Source organism: Flavobacterium gillisiae, from assembly GCF_900107635.1.
GTDB classification, from domain to species: Bacteria; Bacteroidota; Bacteroidia; order Flavobacteriales; family Flavobacteriaceae; genus Flavobacterium; species Flavobacterium gillisiae.
The window spans coordinates 132,658-151,265 of record NZ_FNRD01000002.1; the positions used below are offsets into that span (position 1 = coordinate 132,658).

An 18,608-nucleotide genomic window follows, 5' to 3' on the forward strand; every position below is an offset into this window, starting at 1 on the left:
GCTATTTTTGAGCCACTAAAAAATCGCATCTATGAGCATTACTAAACACAATTGGACAAAAGAAGAGATTATTGCAATATATAATAAACCGATGATGGATTTGCTTTATGAAGCAGCCTCCATCCATAGAGAACATCATGATCCAAACGTGGTTCAGGTATCGACTTTATTGTCTATCAAAACTGGTGGTTGTCCAGAAGATTGTGGTTACTGTCCTCAAGCAGCGAGGTACCACACTTCAGTTGAAGGGAATGATCTAATGTCAGTAAACCAAGTAAAAGCGCAAGCTTTAAGAGCTAAAGAAAGTGGTTCTTCCAGAGTTTGTATGGGAGCAGCTTGGAGAAATGTAAAAGACGGTCCTGAATTTGATCAAGTCTTGGAAATGGTTCGAACGATCAATAAACTAGAAATGGAAGTTTGCTGCACGCTTGGAATGATTACTGAAAACCAAGCCCATCGTTTAGCAGAAGCTGGTTTATATGCTTACAATCACAATTTAGATACCTCAGAAGAATACTATAAAGAAGTCATTTCAACTCGTGGATTTGAAGACCGTTTACAAACAATAGAGAATGTTCGTAAAACGAATGTTACAGTTTGTAGCGGTGGGATAATAGGTATGGGAGAAAGTATCGAAGACAGAGCCGGAATGCTAGTTGCTCTTTCAACTTTGAACCCTCAGCCGGAATCAGTGCCTATTAATGCATTAGTTGCCGTTGAAGGAACTCCAATGGAAGAAGAAAAACCAGTTGAAATTTGGGAAATGATTCGTATGGTAGCCACTACACGTATCATAATGCCTGAAACTCAAGTTCGTTTATCAGCTGGAAGAATGAATATGAGTCGCGAAGGTCAGGCGATGTGCTTTTTTGCTGGTGCAAATTCTATTTTTGCTGGAGACAAATTATTGACTACTCCAAATCCAGATGTAAATGAGGACATGAAGATGTTTGAGATGTTGGGTTTAAACCCACAAAAACCATTTACTAAAGTATCACAACCGGCTACCGTTGAAGCTGAAAACTCGCAATTTCTTCCTCTTGGAGAAAAACCAAAATGGTCAAGACCAGGACACGCTATTGAGAAGAACCTAGAAGCATCGGCTAAAGGAAAGTAATCTTTTTCTTTTTATATAAAAAAACCATCTTGATTTTCAAGATGGTTTTTTTTATGCTCTTACTTTTATATTCTAGAAAATAATTTTCTTACTTACTATTTGCCCGTTTTGTAAAACAACTTTTACGATTAGCCCTTGATCAGTACGAATTAAAGTTTGAATTTTATAATCGCTAGCAGCAATCTTTGTCTTACTGTACAATTGTCTACCAGAAAAATCAAATACGACTACTTTATCAATAAGCTCATTTGAAGATTTTATTTGGATTTCTTTATTTTTACTAGAAACTAATACTCCATTTTTCACATCGTCAAAATCATCGATGGTTAATGTTTTATTAGTATATTTTATAATGAAACGATTATTAAACACTCCACTTTCAGTTTTAAATAAATAAGGATCCATTTTTAAATTATGTGTCGTATTAAGTAATTTATCCTCTAAAAAAACATCTTTATCGACAAATGATCCATCCACCTGACCTATCCCAATTTGAAAGTCACCCACAATAGTGGAGCTATAACCTAGTGGAACCTGATCGGCTTGGTCAAATGGCAACGCTCTTCCCTGAATAACTAAATTCTTATCTTGATTAATACTGTAGAAATCCAAAAACTCATTAGAATCAAAGCTTTCTCCGTCAAAAGCTGAATCGTATTCATTTGTAGCTCCAGTTACATACCCTACCAAGGTTTGTTTAAAAGCATCTTGCATGTTATATAAATTTAACCATAATCTATCTTTTTCAACTGTGGTAACAGCTTTCGTATTTGAAGCATTTTTAAAAAATTGAGAATTATTCCCCGGTGCCGTCCCTCCTCCAACTCTCATGCTATTATTGAAAACAGCATTACCAGATGCAATACTTGTAGTAAAAAAAGCTTGGCCAGAAGCAATTTTTCCGGAAGGAGCATTACTATTTACTGCCCCAGCATTTGATGAACTTGGTGCTTGAGTTGCAACGCCGCCAGTTAAATTATAGCTTGCATAGTCATCCGAAGAATAAGCATATGTTCCTGAACCTGGATTAGACACTCCTATTCCTATATTTGTATTATGAGTCCAGAAATAAATTGTCCCTTCTATTACTCCATTATTTGCCGTCAAAAAGGAGTCGGCATCTAAAGCAGATGGATAGGGATTGCCTATCAAATTAGAATTCCCCGCTACTCCAATAGCCGTATTTTTCACCCCATTATTTGGTACCCCAATAAAACTGGCTAAATAAACACTAGGAGGTGTAGGAGCTGAATAATTTTGAGGTCCTCTTACAATATAACCAGTTCCAATTGCCATTGTACTAGCTGAATTTTCTTGTCTCCAATTATCTATTCCAGAATCAAAAGAATAAAATTTATCTCCAAGAGTATTAGGCGAAAGATTATATAATGTTTGTGATGCTACTGGAGACGACCAGTAAGTATAATCAAAATTACTAATAGAAGTTGTCTCTCTTTTATAGATAATATCTCCTGAATTAGGAGTCGAAGGAGTATCATTAATTTGAACTAAACTTGCTCCACTTTCAAAAGTCAATGTACCTGATGGTTGAACATCTATTTCATTTTTTATTTTCAAGGTGCGACCTGCTTTAAAAACAACAGTAGTACTTCCTGTAACCTTACAAGAACATCCTTCAATATCCACATTGGGATCTGATGCAAGTGGATAATTTCCTGAAAAAACAATTTTATCACTCAGAGTTGGCGTTCCGTTAGACCAAACAGTTCCGTTCCATGTATTTGTAACAGCTGAATTCATCACTACATTTCCTGTAGCCACAGAAGCACAAGAACCGTTCGACGCCGAAAACTTATAGGTTCCCGTAGCTAATCCTGAAATAGTCATTACTGTTCCAGTGATTGCATAACTACTAGTTGAGGTTCCTGTTTGTGTTATTGTTCCAGAAGTTGGCAGTCCACTTAAAACTACACTTCCTTTAGAAATTACACAATCTGGTTGAGTAACCGTACCAACTGATGGGACTGCAGGAATTGGATTAGTTATAAATGCTCCTGAAATCAAACTGGTAACTGATGATCCGCATGTTCCAGTTATAATACAATAATAATATAATGTTCCAGAAACTGTAGATTGTGGTGTATAACTATTGGTTTGAGCACCGTTTGCTAATGCCAATGATGTTCCTCCTGTATTACTATTTGACGCATTACTATACCACTGATAAGTTAATCCAGTTCCGCTTGCCGTTACTGTAATTGCTAAAAATGCTGAACCTATACATTTTGTTTGTGTAGCAGTAGATTCTGAACTAATCCCCGTATTTCCATTTGTAATAAACGCTCCCGAAACTAAACTGGTAACTGACGATCCGCATGTTCCAGTTATAATACAATAATAATATAATGTTCCAGAAACTGTTGATTGTGGTGTATAACTATTTGTTTGAGCACCGTTTACTGATGACAATGATGCTCCTCCTGAATTGCTATTTGATGTATTACTGTACCATTGATAAGTTAATCCAGTTCCGCTTGCCGTTACTGTAATTGGAGAAAATACTGAACCTATACATTTTGTTTGTGCAGCAGTCGATTGTGAAGTTATACTAGTTACAGGAGAGCTAGCGTAAATAATTGTTCCCGAACTTACACTGGTACCACATGTGTTGTATGCTCGGACTCTATAATAGTATGTTGTACCTGCAGTAAGTCCTGTAACATTTTTGATCGTCACATTGCTAACATCTAAGTTGCTATATCCAGTTACTAATGTAGCAAAGGTGCTTACGGTTGAAACATCTAAATAATATCCCGTGGCGTTTGCACTTGCCGACCAGTTAGCTGTAATCTGTGTACATGTTGCTGCTGTGCCCGCACTTGCTATTGGAGCGGATGGCGCTGCCGCTGGCTTAGCATTAATAACCACATTTGATGAAGTTACTGGGCTACAACCTGCACTAGGAAACAACTGTGATTGCGGAATAATTTGTAATCCTTGACCTGGATAACTCCATGATAAAGTTGACACTGCCTGACCTCCATTTTCAAAAAATTCTAATACAATATTATATTTTACTCCCTCAGTAAGGGTTATTGAACCTGTGTCAGTTGTTGAAGCATGATTAGTCCAATTGTTAATGACTTGTACTCCATTTACCCATAGCCTAATCCCATCATCACTAACAGTTGAAAAGGTATAAGAACCAGTAGTAGGTGCTTGTATCAATCCCCACCATCTAACTGAAAAACCATCAATGGGAATGGACGGGTCTGGGCTTCCATTTCCCCAATTAAAATTAACTGTAGCATCAGTACGTGTTAATGTAGGGGAACCGGAGAGGTTCATATTGTTAAAATAATCTCCAATTAATCCAGTACCATTATTTGTACTAGTAACTGCATAGGTATAAGTCCCTGTAGAAAGTCCTGATACTGTTGTACTTGTTCCAGACCCTGTCGTTGTAGTACTTCCAGGACTTTGCGTCAATAGCCATGAACCTGAAGGCAATCCACTTAATGCCACACTTCCTGTTGCTACACTACATGTTGGCTGCGTTATTGTTCCAACTGTTGGTGCTGTTGTTGCAGTCACTGCAATAGGATAATTGGGAGAAATAGTACCACTACCACAAGCATTCACACCATAAACCGTAAGATTCCCTGAAGTTGCATTTGTAGCAAATGTTATTGTTGGATTATTTGTTGTACCTGAAATCGTAGCTCCGGCGCCAGAATATGCCCATGAATAACTAGTAGCATTAGTAATCACTGGAACTGAATAGCTTACACTAGATTGTCCTTGACATACGGTTGCTGTACCTGAAATTGTACCTGCTGCTACTGGCAAAGGACTGATTGTCACAGTACAAACATTTGAATAAGCAATGTTCGTACACGGTGAATTTTGTACTACAGCTCTATAATAAGTAGTTTGTGTCAAATTACTAACATTTATATTGTTTGCAGTAGTCGCTATTGTTGTTGGTGTAGAAACAAAGTTATTAGTTGATGACTCCCAGCGTATCGGGTTTCCTGTTTGACCAGTCAATCCTAGGTTAGTAATATAAGAATTAGCACAACCGCTCGCTGTGGACGGGATATTTCCTCCAAAACTAGACTGACTTATAAAAACATACGGAGATGTAACTGGTGACCCTGAAGCTCCTGTAGTATCACATCCATTTGTAGATTTAACAGAAAAATTCCCACTAACAGCATTTGACCCAAAAGTTATAACTGCCGACAACCCATCTGACGCAGGAACTATTGTCCATCCTGTTGCACTTGTAGACCATACATAACCTGAAGCACCTGCTAATGCATTTATAGTATAAGTAGCCGTACTACTTTGACATTGTGCCGTAGAAGGAGTGCCTGAAATTGTAGGTGCTCCACTTGGCGAATTTGCTACATAAACTAATCTTGTAACAGTTCTAGTTGTACAACTTGTACTTGTAATTGTATAGCTAATTGTTGCTGTTCCTACTCCTACTGCATTTATGACTCCCGTAGTTGAATTTACTGTGGCTATACTATTGTTGCTACTAGACCAAGTCCCTCCCGATACAGTTGATGTTAAAGTAGTCGTTTTAGTTCCGTATGTACAGATATATTGATTCCCAGAAAGGTTACCTGCACTAGTTGGACAACCTTTTAAAGTAACATTATCAATATAAAAAACTCTGTTGTTATTGTCAGAGTTATTAGTTTTATAAATTAATATCCAAACTTCAGAATTATCGCTTGAAGAAGCTGGGAATTGTGTACTAGTTTTCGTACTACCTGTTGTTGCTGCTGTATAATTGTTAATAACTGAACTAAATGAATTGCCTTTATCAGGACTTACATAAACTTGAAAGTCACCTATCCTTGTATTACTTGCATCATTACAATAGGAAAACTCTAAATTTTCATATCCTGTTGTATTGACAACAAATAAATAATAATCATTAGTTCTCCAACTTGTGCTAGACAAAGAACTAGAGTTTCCTGTATTACAAGTGTTATTAGTTGAGAATTGTATATTGGTAAGGCCATTACTAGCAGCTATCGAAGGTGTACCAACAGTATTATTTATATTTGGATTCGCAGAACCTTCAAAGTCATATTGAAAAAGAGTAGTTTGCCCGAAAGAAACTGAAGATATTATCAAACATAGAATACAAAAAAGCATTCTTTTATTTACTAAAAGTAAAATTTTATTCATGTGGTATTTTTAAAAAATTGGGGGCGAATTTTAAATATAATTCTTTCTAAATAGAGCATTTTATTTTTCTAAAAAAAAAAAAATGAAACTAAACAGACTTGCACAATATCGCTTTTCATTTTATGACTAATGAAATTTAATCGACAAAATGCATTTAAATCCGATTAAACACCCATGTTAAACAGCTTGAGATCTAAACAACACAAAAAGACTATAGGAAAAAATTAACTTAAAAAAACAAAACCCCCATTACGTCAAAACATAATGGGGGTTTTCGAAATTGATTATCTTTTTTTTTAATTCTAATAAACGATTTTTTGTGTTACTGATTGTCCATTTTGTAACTCTACTTTTACAATCAATATTTGTTTTTCCGATTGTATATTACGTATGACCAAAACTTTATTATTGACAGTTGTATTTTTATAAACTTGCCTTCCTGACATATCAAAAATTAAAACCTTATCAATATTTTCAACTGATGAATTTACTTTTACCTCCTTATTTTTATTAGAAATCAATACCCCGTATTCAGCCAATTCAAAATCTTCTTTTGCTAGAGTCTTATTGGCATTTGTATATCGCAAGGTGAAACGATTGTTAAAAGTACCAATTTCAGTTTTATAATCGTAAGCAGATTTATTCAAATTATGGATGCTATTTGTCATATTATCTTTTAAATAAATTTCTTTACCTGTAAACAGGCCATCAACCTGATCAATACTTATAGTAAAATCTCCCGCAATAGTAGAACTGTATCCTAGGGGCACCTCATCTGTGTCTACAAAAGGTAAGGCTCTACCTTGAATTACTAGGTTTTTATCACTATTAATACTGTAAAAATCAATAAATTCATTCCCATCAAAACTTTCCCCATCATATCTACTATCAAAATCATTTGTTGCGCCTGATACATACCCTATTAATGTTTGTTTAAATGCACCTTGAGTATTTGTCAAGTTCAGCCAAACTCTGTTTTTTTCGACAACGGTCGCTTTCTGGCCTGATTTTGTTTTGAAAAATTGAGAATTATCCAATGTGATCAATCCCACACCTACACGCATCGTATTAGTGAAATTTATTGATCCAGAATTAGTTGTATTTACAAAAAAACCCTGTCCTGACCCGATTTTCCCCAAAGGAATAGAACTTCCTGATCCGGCAGCTGCTCCTCCTGTTAAATTATACGACGCATAGTCGTCTGAAGTATAAGCATACAATCCTGAACCCAAGTTAGTAGTTCCTGCTCCAATAGCTGTCTTGTGCGTCCAAAAATAAAGTGTCCCTTCCAATATAGCATTACTTTTAATGAAAGTATCGGCATCTAAAGCGGAAGGATATGGATTCCCTAATAAATAAGACGCTTCTACAGAAGTACTTATCGCAATACTAACATTCCCATTATTTGGAACTCCAACAAAAGAAGCTTCATAAAAACCTGGAGGTTTTGGAGCAGCAAAATTTTGTGGTCCTCTGATGATGTAACCAATTCCCTTTGCCATTAAAGCTGATGAAGGTTCCTGCACCCAGTTATCGGTAGCGCCGTTAAAGGAATAAAACTTATCTCCAAGAGTTTGAGGCGAAACACTATACAGCGTTTGAGGTGAAACAGGAGATGACCAATAGGTATAATCAAAATTAGTTACTACACCTGGAGTGATTCTTTTGTATGTTATATTTCCTGAATTAGTAACTCCACTATTTACTTGTACTAAACTAGCTTTATCTTCAAAAGTAAGCGATCCGCCAGAAACTGTTAATCCATTTGTTATTTTCAAGGCATGTCCGGAATTAATCGTAACAGATCCGGAATTCACTTGGCAAGAACAAGCTACAATATCTCCAATTGAATTATAAGTTCCATTAAAAATAAGTGCTTGAGCACTTGTTGGAGGCCCATTTGTCCATCCGCTACCATTCCAAATTGCAGCAGCCGGAACAGTCATTGTAACGATATTCGAATTGGATGGACTAGTTGTTGCACAAGTTCCATTTGAAGTCATTATTACTTTTATCGAATCTCCATTTGCTAAGGAAGTTGATGTATAGGTTGATGCTATTGCTCCACTGATTATTGTTGCCCCGTTATACCATTGATACGCTGGAGTTGCTCCACCATTAGTTGGTGTCGCTGTAAATGTTACTGAGGTACCTGAGCAAATCGCTCCCGAAGGAGAAGCTACAATATTTACACTCGCTGGTAAGTTTGGATTCACTGCCATTGAAACAGTATTTGAAGTGGCTGGACTACCTGTTGCACAAGTTGCATTTGAAGTCATTATTACCTTTATAGCATCACCATTAACTAAGGAAGTTGACGTATAAGTTGACGCTGTTGCACCGCTAATTATTGTTGCTCCGTTATACCATTGGTACGCTGGAGTTATTCCACCATTAGTTGGTGTCGCTGCAAATGTTACTGAAGTACCTGAGCAAATCGCTCCTGACGGAGAAGCCGCAATATTTACACTCGCTGGTAAGTTTGGATTAACAGTAACCGTAGCACTTCCTGAAATTGTATTGGAACAGAAATCCGTACTTTGATAGGTCGCACTAACCAAGCTATAAACAAAAGTACCTGCAGCACTTGTTACAACCGGTACATTTGTAGTTCCTGATACAGTTCCACTTTTAGCAACAATATCTACAGTTTGAAGCCCCCCATTATTAATAGTATAAGTTACAGTTATAGCAACAGTCTGTGGATTAGTAAAAGTTATATTTGGAGAAGAAGCCCCAACACATACACTTGTAGTACCACTAATCGTAGCTGTAGGCATTGGGCGAACATTTAAATTAGCGCCTGCATTTACAAAACCGTTCGTTCTTGTACACGTAGCATTAGATATAGAAACTAAAGTATAACCTGTATTAGATGTAGGATTATCTGCCGGCTTAAAACTGTAGGGAGCGGCAGATTGTATTGCAACTGTGTATTCTACAGAAGTAGAATTGTTCTTATACGTTATGCTATAAGGAGCAGAATACGTAGTATCATCAGCATCAAAAGTCAATTGTGGACTTCCACCAGTACAAATGGTAGTTGCAAAAAAACCATTGGTAACATTATTAGGTAAAGCATTAACTGAAACAACAGTTGCTATTGACGATGCACTTAGACAACCACTTGAATTTGTTATTTGAACAGTATAACTACCCGCTGTAGTAGCGTTTACGCTCTGTGTAGTTGCACCTGTTGACCATAAATAACTTGTTCCTACACTAGATGTCAATGTGACACTTCCACCTGAGCAAATTGCAATTGGACCTCCCGCTGTTATTGTTGGAGTCGAAGGTTTAGAATTGACAACTAAAGAAATAGTTTTAGAATTAGAATACAAATTACTCCCATAATAAGTAGAATAATTTATTGTGGCTACATAAGTACCAGACTGACTCGCTATAAAGCTTGGATTTAAAGCGCTAAATATTGAAATAGTATTATCGGGCGCCTTTATTGACCATGAATAATTTACTCCAGAAATAGAACCGTTTGAAGTAGTTGCGCCAAACGTTCCTGATACATTCCCAAATAAATTAATTGTTCCGTTTTGACATATTGGTGTATTTGAACTTGGATTTGCTACGATTGTACCACCACCTTGATTTACTTGATCAAAAGTAAATTCTGAATTTCCAGAACCTTTACATACAGCAAATTTTACAGTTCCAATATAAACAGCAACATTATTATTACATGTCCCTCCGTCATCAAATTTTCCAGGAGAATTAATTTTAATAGTTGTATTTTCAGGGAAATAAATAAAATTATTCCCTGAAAATTTCACTAAAGCCGAAGCGTTTATCGTTACATTTAAAGTTTTCACATCAATGTCAGCTCCCACAATTAAAACACCCGAAACACCTTCACCAATTACCAATGCACCAAAAGTATTTGGCGTACTACTACTAATTGTAATTGCTTGATTATCAAGAATAGTTACCGTTCCTGTTCCTGTAAATTGCCCTGGATAACCTTGTGGAGAAGTACCTGATGGAGTGACCCATACAATACCGTTATAATATTTCCAGCTTGAAAGCGCAGTCCAGTTTCCTGCAGTTACATTAGACTTGTAATCCCCAAGACTTTGAGATAAGACCATAAATGGCAACAAAAATAAAACAACGTAGAATAGTAATTTTTTTATCATATTTTTCTTAAATGATTTTTATTTAAAGCAGGTCATCTCTAAAAAAAGAAAAACCCTACATTACAAAATAAATTAAAAATAAATTAAACAATACAACAAAGTCGTTAACTTGCATATTAATCCGATATACTACCATTTCACAGTCACAAAACACTTAAACGTTTTACTTCCAACTTATTAAAAGCCTATTTATTAATAAAAAAAGCCTATCAAGACAATTAAACTAAATAATATTCAGCCCCTATTTTAAATTTAGAATGTCAATTTTAAAATCTTTAAAAAACCAAAATGAAAGAAGTGTACTCCATAAACGACGCAACGAACAAAATAGAACACTACTGCGCTTATCAAGAACGCTGTCATACTGAAGTGGAGCAGAAATTGAGAAGCATGAAAATGGATTCTGAAGAAATAAGTGTCATTATATCCCATCTTATCAACGATAATTTCCTTAACGAGGAACGTTTTGCTTGTAGTTTTGCCAGAGGAAAACACCGGATTAAACATTGGGGGACGATCCGGATTACAAATGAGCTAAAATTCAGAAAAATAAATTCTCGCCTAATTACTACAGCACTGAAAGAAATCACTCCTGAAGAATACTTAGATACTTTTGAGAAACTTGCAGACAGAACTTGGGAAAATATCTCAGAGACAAATGCATTGAAAAAGAGAAAGAAATTTTGTGATAATTTGCTGCGAAAAGGTTTTGAGAGCGATATAGTGTATGAAAAAGTCAAAGAATTAGAAGCGATGTAACAAGATGATAAAGCTTTTTTATTTTTATCAGCTATGAGAATCTTTTAAATCTGTGGCGAAAAAATAAAAACACTCAACAATTGCAACAGTTCACTAATTTCTTCTGGAGAATTAAAACTGTGCAAACAAAAACGAAGTCGCTCCTGCCCTTCGGGAACCGTTGGCGAAAGTATCGCTTTCACATTAAATCCTTTTTCTTGTAGTTTTTGAGCTATGGATGTAACATTTTCATTTCCCGGAATAATAGCCGATTGTATTGCTGATTTACTGTGTACAAAAAGTGGCTTTAAACTTAAAAGGTTTTTCTGCTGATTGAAAAAGACACTGCTTTCTCTTAGTTTTAAAATTGGAGTTGAATCCTTTTGCAAATGTTGATATCCAATCAAAATTGCGGCAACGGAACGGAGCGAAAGCGCTGTGGTATGCTTAAAACTTTGGTCAAAACTTACTAAACAATCCCTCAATTCAACCGAACCTAAAATCGCTGCTCCCTGACATCCTAAAGCATTTTCGAAAGTCAGAATACGAGCAAAAATAGCGTCTTGCAAACCTAGCATTTGAACAAATCCTTCGCCTTTAGAACCAAAAACGCCCAAAGCATGTGCTTCATCAACTACTAAATAACAATGGTACTTCCCCGTAAGCCGCACTAATTCCTCTAGATTCGGACAATCGCCATCCATAGAAAAAACAGATTCGGTTACGATATAAATAATCGTGTTTGGATTTAGTAAAATCAATTTTTCTAAATCTTCAAAATCATTATGATTGAATTTATAGGCTTTGGCATTCGACTGTGGAATTCCATCACAAATAGAGGCGTGACATAATTCATCGTATAAAATCAAATCTCCTTTTTGAGGAACTGCACTAAAAAAACCAATTGTAGCATCGCAACCTGAGTTGAAAATTAAAGCGGTTTCCGTTTGATGGAAATTAGCAATAACAGCTTCTGCTTCTTGATACAGTTTGTGGTTCCCAGATGAAAATTGGGAACCAGTCGCTGCTTCTTCAATGAATTTATTTTTAATTAAATACTGCTGCCTGTCCTTAATAATAATTTCTGACTGAGAAAAACCTAAGTAATCATTCGATGCAAAATCAATTAAATCATTGAGCAAAACGAGTTTTCGTAAAGTATCGTTTTCTTGCTGTTGATCTAGTTCCGGCTGTACTGATTTTGTAAAACATTTCATATCCCGAAAATATAAAAAGTCTGCCGATAATCTCGAACTTTAGGGTTAGATTGTGATTGCCTATCTAAAATTATATTGTACGCCAAACAATAAATTACCTTTTGGCATAGGAACTAAATTCGTTTCTGTATACTCCGTGTTGAAAATATTGTTAGCAAACAATGACAACTCAAAAGCATGTAAAGTATAGGAAGCACCCAAATCTACAACTGAATATGAATCTCCCGCAGTTCGCTCCGCATAACGATATGAGATCGTATTACTGAAATTTTTCAAGAATTGCATATTGTAACTCCCCACAAACTGATGCTTTAATGAATTTAATGAATACTGTGAGAAAGCATAGGTACTTTCTTCTATATCATTCTGAATAAAAGAGTAACCAAATTGTAATTTTTGAGCAAATGAATTAAGATTAAAGCTATAAAGTAGTTGTGTTTCAAAACCTTTGGTAGTAACATCTTGAATGTTTTGTGCTTGCCAACGATCTGTAAGCTGCATTTTTACGTAATCAATTAAATGATCCGATTTGCGATTAAATACCGCCGCAGATACATTAAAATTAGATGTATTCCATTTCAAACCAATTTCTTGCGAAAATGCTTTCTCCGGTTCTAAATTAGCATTCCCTATCGTAGTTGGAGATTTATAATTCAAATCGGTAAAAGTTGGAATTCTGTAAGTATAACCCAAGTTACCATATACCTTCAGATTATCAAGCAATTCATATCCAACATCTATACCTGGAAAAGCAAAAAATTTGAAGTCAGAAAAATAAGTCACAGCTACTCCGGGAGTAATATCTAATTTTTTATTGAAAAATTCCATACGATGCTCTAAAAACAAAGTGCTTAGAAAACGGTTATTATCCCCAAGATTATTACTCGAAAGGAACACTTTAGCCGTTTCTATACCAAAGCCGGTAACACCGATATTTGACGTATACGATCCATTTAATTCTGCAGCAATTTTGTTTGAAATATGCAAATTCCTGTAAATAGACGGATTCTTTCTAATATAAATATATTCGTCTTGATTACGTCTCCAATATACCTTTGGCTTCCAAGTAAAATTACCTTTTTTAATAACCGTTGAAAAACCAACTAAACTAGCATTTGTTTCTTCATATTGATCAATAGCTGCTGGCGAAGCATAAAAACCATTTGCCCCAAAGTTCTTTTCCGAAAGAGCAACCAACATCGTTATTGGCAATTTATTTTTATTAAAAACACTCTTCAACACAAAATTCTGATTGTCAAAATCTGTATTATAGCGATATCCGTTCGATATGTTTTTCGAAAAATGCAAAATATGACTGCTTTCTTTCAAGCTAACTCCAGCGGTAACAGCGGCACTAAATTGACCATAAGAACCCGCCTGGAGACGTAATGAAGCATCATTATCAAGCGAATCCTTTGTAATGATATTTACAGCACCGGTAAAAGCATTTTGACCAAATACACGACTTGCTGGCCCTTTTATAATTTCAATTCTTTTAATAACTTCAATCGGCAAAGCTAAATTCATCGAGTGATGTCCCGTTTGAGCATCATCTACCTTGAATCCATCTATAAGAAGCAGCGTTTGATCAAAACTTCCGCCTCGTATATATAAATCAGATTGCATACCACTAGTCCCACGACGTCTTACATCAATTCCTGCAATTTGCTGTAAAGCATCGGCAACATTTGTCACTCCGGATTTTTTTATATCCTCGGCAGTAATTAACTGAATGGTTCTGGAATTTTCTTTGAAAGGCAAATCAATCCTACTGGATGTAATAACGACTTCTTGTAAGGAATCTATCTTTTGTGTATTTTCCTGTGCACTTACTATCAAAGAACCGATAAAAAAGAAAGCTGAAAAGTATTTATTTTTCATTTATTAAAGTGTTGAATTATTTTAAAACGCTGCAAAAGTATTAACTTTCCGGACTACTAAAATAGTCCAGTTTTAAAATGATAGATAGTCCGGTTAATACGTTGTTAAAAAGCCTTATCCAATTTGATAAATCAAGTGCCAGCCCTGTGTATATACAAATCTCCCAACAAATCATCAACGCCATTCAGCGTAGCTATTTAGCAGGAGGCTCTTTATTGCCAGGAACTAGAATCTTTAGCCAATTAATAAATGTGCACCGAAACACAGCCGTTGCAGTATATGATGAATTAGCTTCTCAAGGTTGGGTTGAAATAATTGCAAACAAAGGGACTTTTATATCAGTTCCTGAACAGAGAACAGCCACAATAAAAGCGGGTTCGAACCAATTAGGAGACATTTATAACTTTGCAGAAACAACTGGATTTCCCTTTCAGCCCTCTTTTCATTTATCATCAACGCAAGAATATTCAGAAGCAAAGTACGAACTAAATGATGGGCAACCCGACTTAAGACTTCATCCCATTCATGAATTTTCAAAATGGTATGGCGCTTCTATGGGACGTAAATCATTAATTTCGAAATGGAATCAAAATAAAAAAACAAAGTATTCTGTATTTGAAAACCAACTCTGTAATTACTTAAACGCTACAAGGGGACTTCACATAAAACCAAAAAACGTCATCAGCACAAGAAGTACAGAAATGAGTTTGTACATCATATCGCAACTTCTAATTCGCCCAAAAGATGTGGTTTTGGTTGGGGATTTGAGCAATTATGCTGCCAACATGATTTTTCAACAGTCGGGCTCCATTATCAAAACAATCCCTATTGACGAACAAGGCTTAAATGTTGATTATATTAAAACACATTTTGTAAAAGGCGCGATTCGCTGCGTTTATATTTGTGCCAATCGCGACTACCCAACAACTGTTTCACTAACAGCAGAACGTCGCTTAAAACTGTTGCAACTTGCAAAGGAATACCAGTTTGCCATTATAGAAGATGATTATGACTATGATTTTCAGTTTGAAGGCTTGGCTATGCTACCTATGGCTAGCTCGGATGCAAATGGAATGGTGATCTATTTGGGAAAACTTGGACAATCTTTATTTCCGAGTTTTCAAACAGGATTTGTAGTAGCACCAGAAAATTTAATTTCAGAAGCCAAGAACTATTTGCAAATGCTAGACCGCCAAGGCGATTTAACACAAGAACAAATGCTATCCGAATTGATTTATGAAGGTGAAATTCATCGATTACTCAAAAAAAACATACTGATCTATAAGCAAAGACGGGATTTTTTATACCAATGTCTTGAAGAAAATTTTAAAGATGCTATCCGTTTTAAAAAACCAACGGGTGGTTTAGCAATATGGTTACAGTTTAATACCGTAATTCCCTTGGTTCAACTTTCAGAACAAGCGCTACGCTATGATTTGTTTTTGCCAAAAACCATACTTTATCAAGACAAAGACACTTGCGCTATTCGTCTAGGCTTTGGACATTTGAATGAAGAAGAAATTGAAATTATAGTAAAAAAATTGAAACAGGCTTATGATTCGACTTTAAAATAAAAAATCATCAATTGCTTTATTGACTTTCCATTCTAAAGTTCCTAAACAGACCGCTAAAGTATAGTTCTCCGCTATTACTCCTGTAAACAATCCTAATGTCACGCTGTTAAAATCAAAACTTCAGGCTGTAAATCCTACATTTGAATCATTCCTTCGCCATTATCTCCAAAAACACCTAATGCATGTGCTTCATCAATAACCAAAAAGCAATTGTATTTATTAGAAACAGCAATTAATTCTTCTAGATTAGGCGTATCACCATCCATGGAGAAAACACTTTCAGTAACAATATAAATAGTCGCGTCCTGATTGCGCTGAATTAACTTTTCGAGCGCTTCAAAGTCATTATGAGCAAACTTATAGGCTTTAGCGTTAGAAAGGTTAATTCCATCTCTAATAGAAGCATGACAGAGTTCGTCATATACTATCAAATCCCCTTTTTGAGGAACTGAACTGAAAAACCCCACATTAGCATCGTAACCAGAATTAAATAGCAAAGCAGCTTCTGATTGCTGAAACTGGGCAATATAATTTTCGGTGGTTTGGTACAACGGATGATTTCCTGAAATTAACCTCGAACCTGTTGCTTCATTTTGAGTAAACCTACTATCAACTAAATACTGATGTGTAGCATTGAAAAACAACTTACGATTGCGATAATCCAAGATAATCATTGGATGCAAAATCAATTAAATTTGGACTTAAAGGTAATTCACGCAATGAATTGAATTCAATACGCTGTGCCAACTTATTGGATAATAAATCTGGAAATCGTTTCCAAACTACAAAAATACACAACTATATTGGTTAATAAACTTGATAAAATTATCGTTTAGGATACTTTAATTATTGTTTATCAATAATTTTCATATATTTGTCGAAACTTATAATTTCAAAAAAAATGAAAAAATTACAATTCTTAAAAGCTACATTAGACTTTTTTTGGTTTTTCTCGCTGATTGGCGCCATTGGGATTCTGATATTCTCAACTTTTTATTTATTTGTTTCAGATATAGACATTCCTATAAAAATACAAGGTCAACAAATCACAGCTAATGATTTACCATCTAAACTAATTATCATCGCAAATATCATAACCGGATTACTCTTTCTATTTAGTATCCACTTATTAAGAAAAGTGGTTGTACATTTTCAAAAAAGAGAAATTTTTAATCCTGATGTCATAAAATATTTTAATTTAATAGGAAAAATTATTATTATCTCTTCGCTCATTAGCAACTTAACCGAGCTTATTTTCGATCTACTTAAACAAGAACATATTTCGTTATCCTTAGATTTCGGAAGCTATGATTCCTTCTTAATTTCTATCAGTTTAGGATTATTTTTTATGGTTATTAGCGAGATTTTCAAAATCGCAAAGAATATGAAAGAAGAAAACGAATTAACAATTTAGTACTGCCAATCATTATACTCATCGACATAAAGTTTACAAACCTTATTATTTAAAAAAGAAAATGAAAAAAATTATTATTTTAAACTGGATATTAAAAATCTTTATAGCAATATTAATATTAGCAATCCCAGTAGATCAATGTTTACGCTATAACATGTCTAACGAAGCACTAACTTTACTATATAAAGGTTCAGTTTTTGGAAATTATAGTCCATATATTATGCTACTAAGAATAGCTGTGGTAATAATTGCCGTATTTAACATCCAAAAAGGTCTACAAGCATTTATAAAAAACGGTTACTTTAATTTAAAAAGCTCAGTAAGGTTAAAAAGAAGCGGATACCTATTGCTAACTATAAGTATTCTAGGTATAGTTATTAGCTTAGTAGGTATGAGACAATCAACAGAAAGAGATCTATTATCAGATATTATAATGTATTTATTACTAATAGCCATAGGCGTTGGCTTATTAGCCTTTTCAGATGTGATCAAAAAGGGAAATATCATAGAGAGCGAAAACAATCTAACAATATAGCTATGCCTATTATCATCAACTTAGACATAATGCTCGCCAAACGAAAAATGAGATCCAATGAATTAGCGGAACAAATGGGTATTACTACAGCTAATCTCTCGATCTTGAAAACTGGCAAAGCAAAAGCCATACGATTTTCAACTTTAGAGGCTATCTGTGAAATTCTAGACTGCCAACCTGGCGATATTATAGAATATATAAAAGAGACCCAATAAAGAAGAGGGCACTGAAAAAGTCCCTTCAAGACTAGAAATAGTAAAAACCAAAAAAGAGCATAAACAGTAGTGTTTATCTTTTCTCTTGTTCTAAAAACCTTGAGCTATCAGAAAATCAAATTTGAGTAAAAAATAGAGATTAAATCAAATCAAACCCTTATTTGATCGATTTTTTAATAACTTTTTAAAAAGAAAGATTTTTTCAGTGCCCTCATAAAGAACTTAGCCCTTTTAATCAATATATAAACCAAAAAAAAGCCAAACATCACTGTTTGGCTTTCCTAATTTATTTAGGATTGTCTTAGTCTACTAAAACAATTACTTTATTGTCTTTCATTTCTAACGTTCCAGAAGAAATAAGTAAAGTGTAATTCTGATCATCTACTTTCGTAAACAAAGCAGCCCCTTCCTTACTAAACTCTAAACTTGGAGCGGTAATACTAACCGTTCCTTTTTGTAGTAACGAAACTATTGGCGCGTGATTATTTAAAATTTGGAAACTTCCATCAACACCAGGTACAGATATTGAAGTTATTTCTCCTTTGAATAATGATGCTTCCGGTGATACTATTTCTAATAACATATTTTTATAGTTAA

12 protein-coding genes are annotated in these 18,608 nt (G+C 34.9%); 6 read left to right on the forward strand and 6 right to left on the reverse strand.

The window, feature by feature from the left end; all coding sequences use genetic code 11:
• Positions 1-31 precede the first annotated feature (31 nt).
• Complete coding sequence (bioB, locus tag BLV35_RS04115; protein ID WP_091085161.1) at positions 32-1,117, forward strand: biotin synthase BioB; 1,086 nt, start codon at positions 32-34, stop codon at positions 1,115-1,117.
• A gap of 72 nt (positions 1,118-1,189) precedes the next feature.
• On the opposite strand, the gene BLV35_RS04120 is transcribed toward bioB, so the two are convergent.
• Both BLV35_RS04120 and BLV35_RS04125 read right to left on the reverse strand, forming a co-directional pair.
• The gene (locus tag BLV35_RS04120) at positions 1,190-6,286 is read right to left on the reverse strand and encodes a PA14 domain-containing protein (RefSeq protein WP_091085165.1); all 5,097 of its coding nucleotides are present in this window, start codon (positions 6,284-6,286) and stop codon (positions 1,190-1,192) included.
• A gap of 302 nt (positions 6,287-6,588) precedes the next feature.
• Positions 6,589-10,437, reverse strand: coding sequence for a T9SS sorting signal type C domain-containing protein (locus tag BLV35_RS04125; protein WP_091085168.1), 3,849 nt, complete (start codon positions 10,435-10,437; stop codon positions 6,589-6,591).
• A gap of 288 nt (positions 10,438-10,725) precedes the next feature.
• Here BLV35_RS04125 and BLV35_RS04130 point away from each other — a divergent pair, with 288 nt between their 5' ends.
• Positions 10,726-11,196, forward strand: a complete 471-nt coding sequence (locus BLV35_RS04130) for a regulatory protein RecX (RefSeq protein WP_091085172.1) — start codon at positions 10,726-10,728, stop codon at positions 11,194-11,196.
• A gap of 44 nt (positions 11,197-11,240) precedes the next feature.
• Here BLV35_RS04130 and BLV35_RS04135 read toward each other — a convergent pair whose 3' ends face one another.
• Both BLV35_RS04135 and BLV35_RS04140 read right to left on the reverse strand, forming a co-directional pair.
• Positions 11,241-12,392, reverse strand: a complete 1,152-nt coding sequence (locus BLV35_RS04135) for an aminotransferase class I/II-fold pyridoxal phosphate-dependent enzyme (protein ID WP_091085176.1) — start codon at positions 12,390-12,392, stop codon at positions 11,241-11,243.
• A gap of 60 nt (positions 12,393-12,452) precedes the next feature.
• Entirely contained in the window at positions 12,453-14,273 is a 1,821-nt protein-coding gene (locus tag BLV35_RS04140) for a TonB-dependent receptor plug domain-containing protein (RefSeq protein ID WP_091085180.1), read from the reverse strand.
• Between the two features lie 77 nt (positions 14,274-14,350).
• Between BLV35_RS04140 and BLV35_RS04145 the strand changes: the two genes are divergently transcribed.
• On the forward strand, positions 14,351-15,847 hold the full coding sequence (locus BLV35_RS04145) for an aminotransferase-like domain-containing protein (RefSeq protein WP_091085184.1): 1,497 nt from the start codon (positions 14,351-14,353) through the stop codon (positions 15,845-15,847).
• Positions 15,848-15,981: 134 nt separating this feature from the next.
• On the opposite strand, the gene BLV35_RS04150 is transcribed toward BLV35_RS04145, so the two are convergent.
• Positions 15,982-16,521: an aminotransferase class I/II-fold pyridoxal phosphate-dependent enzyme gene (locus BLV35_RS04150; protein WP_317040160.1), complete on the reverse strand. Its 540-nt coding sequence runs from the start codon at positions 16,519-16,521 to the stop codon at positions 15,982-15,984.
• A 227-nt stretch (positions 16,522-16,748) separates the two neighbouring features.
• Here BLV35_RS04150 and BLV35_RS04155 point away from each other — a divergent pair, with 227 nt between their 5' ends.
• The 3 genes from BLV35_RS04155 (at position 16,749) to BLV35_RS04165 (ending at position 18,011) form a co-directional block, all read left to right on the forward strand.
• Positions 16,749-17,261, forward strand: a complete 513-nt coding sequence (locus BLV35_RS04155; protein ID WP_091085186.1) for a DUF2975 domain-containing protein — start codon at positions 16,749-16,751, stop codon at positions 17,259-17,261.
• A 61-nt stretch (positions 17,262-17,322) separates the two neighbouring features.
• Positions 17,323-17,796, forward strand: a complete 474-nt coding sequence (locus tag BLV35_RS04160) for a DUF2975 domain-containing protein (RefSeq protein ID WP_091085189.1) — start codon at positions 17,323-17,325, stop codon at positions 17,794-17,796.
• A 2-nt stretch (positions 17,797-17,798) separates the two neighbouring features.
• Complete coding sequence (locus BLV35_RS04165; protein WP_091085192.1) at positions 17,799-18,011, forward strand: helix-turn-helix domain-containing protein; 213 nt, start codon at positions 17,799-17,801, stop codon at positions 18,009-18,011.
• 301 nt (positions 18,012-18,312) lie between these two features.
• On the opposite strand, the gene BLV35_RS04170 is transcribed toward BLV35_RS04165, so the two are convergent.
• On the reverse strand, positions 18,313-18,594 hold the full coding sequence (locus BLV35_RS04170) for a FoF1 ATP synthase subunit delta/epsilon (RefSeq protein ID WP_091085194.1): 282 nt from the start codon (positions 18,592-18,594) through the stop codon (positions 18,313-18,315).
• Positions 18,595-18,608 lie beyond the last annotated feature (14 nt).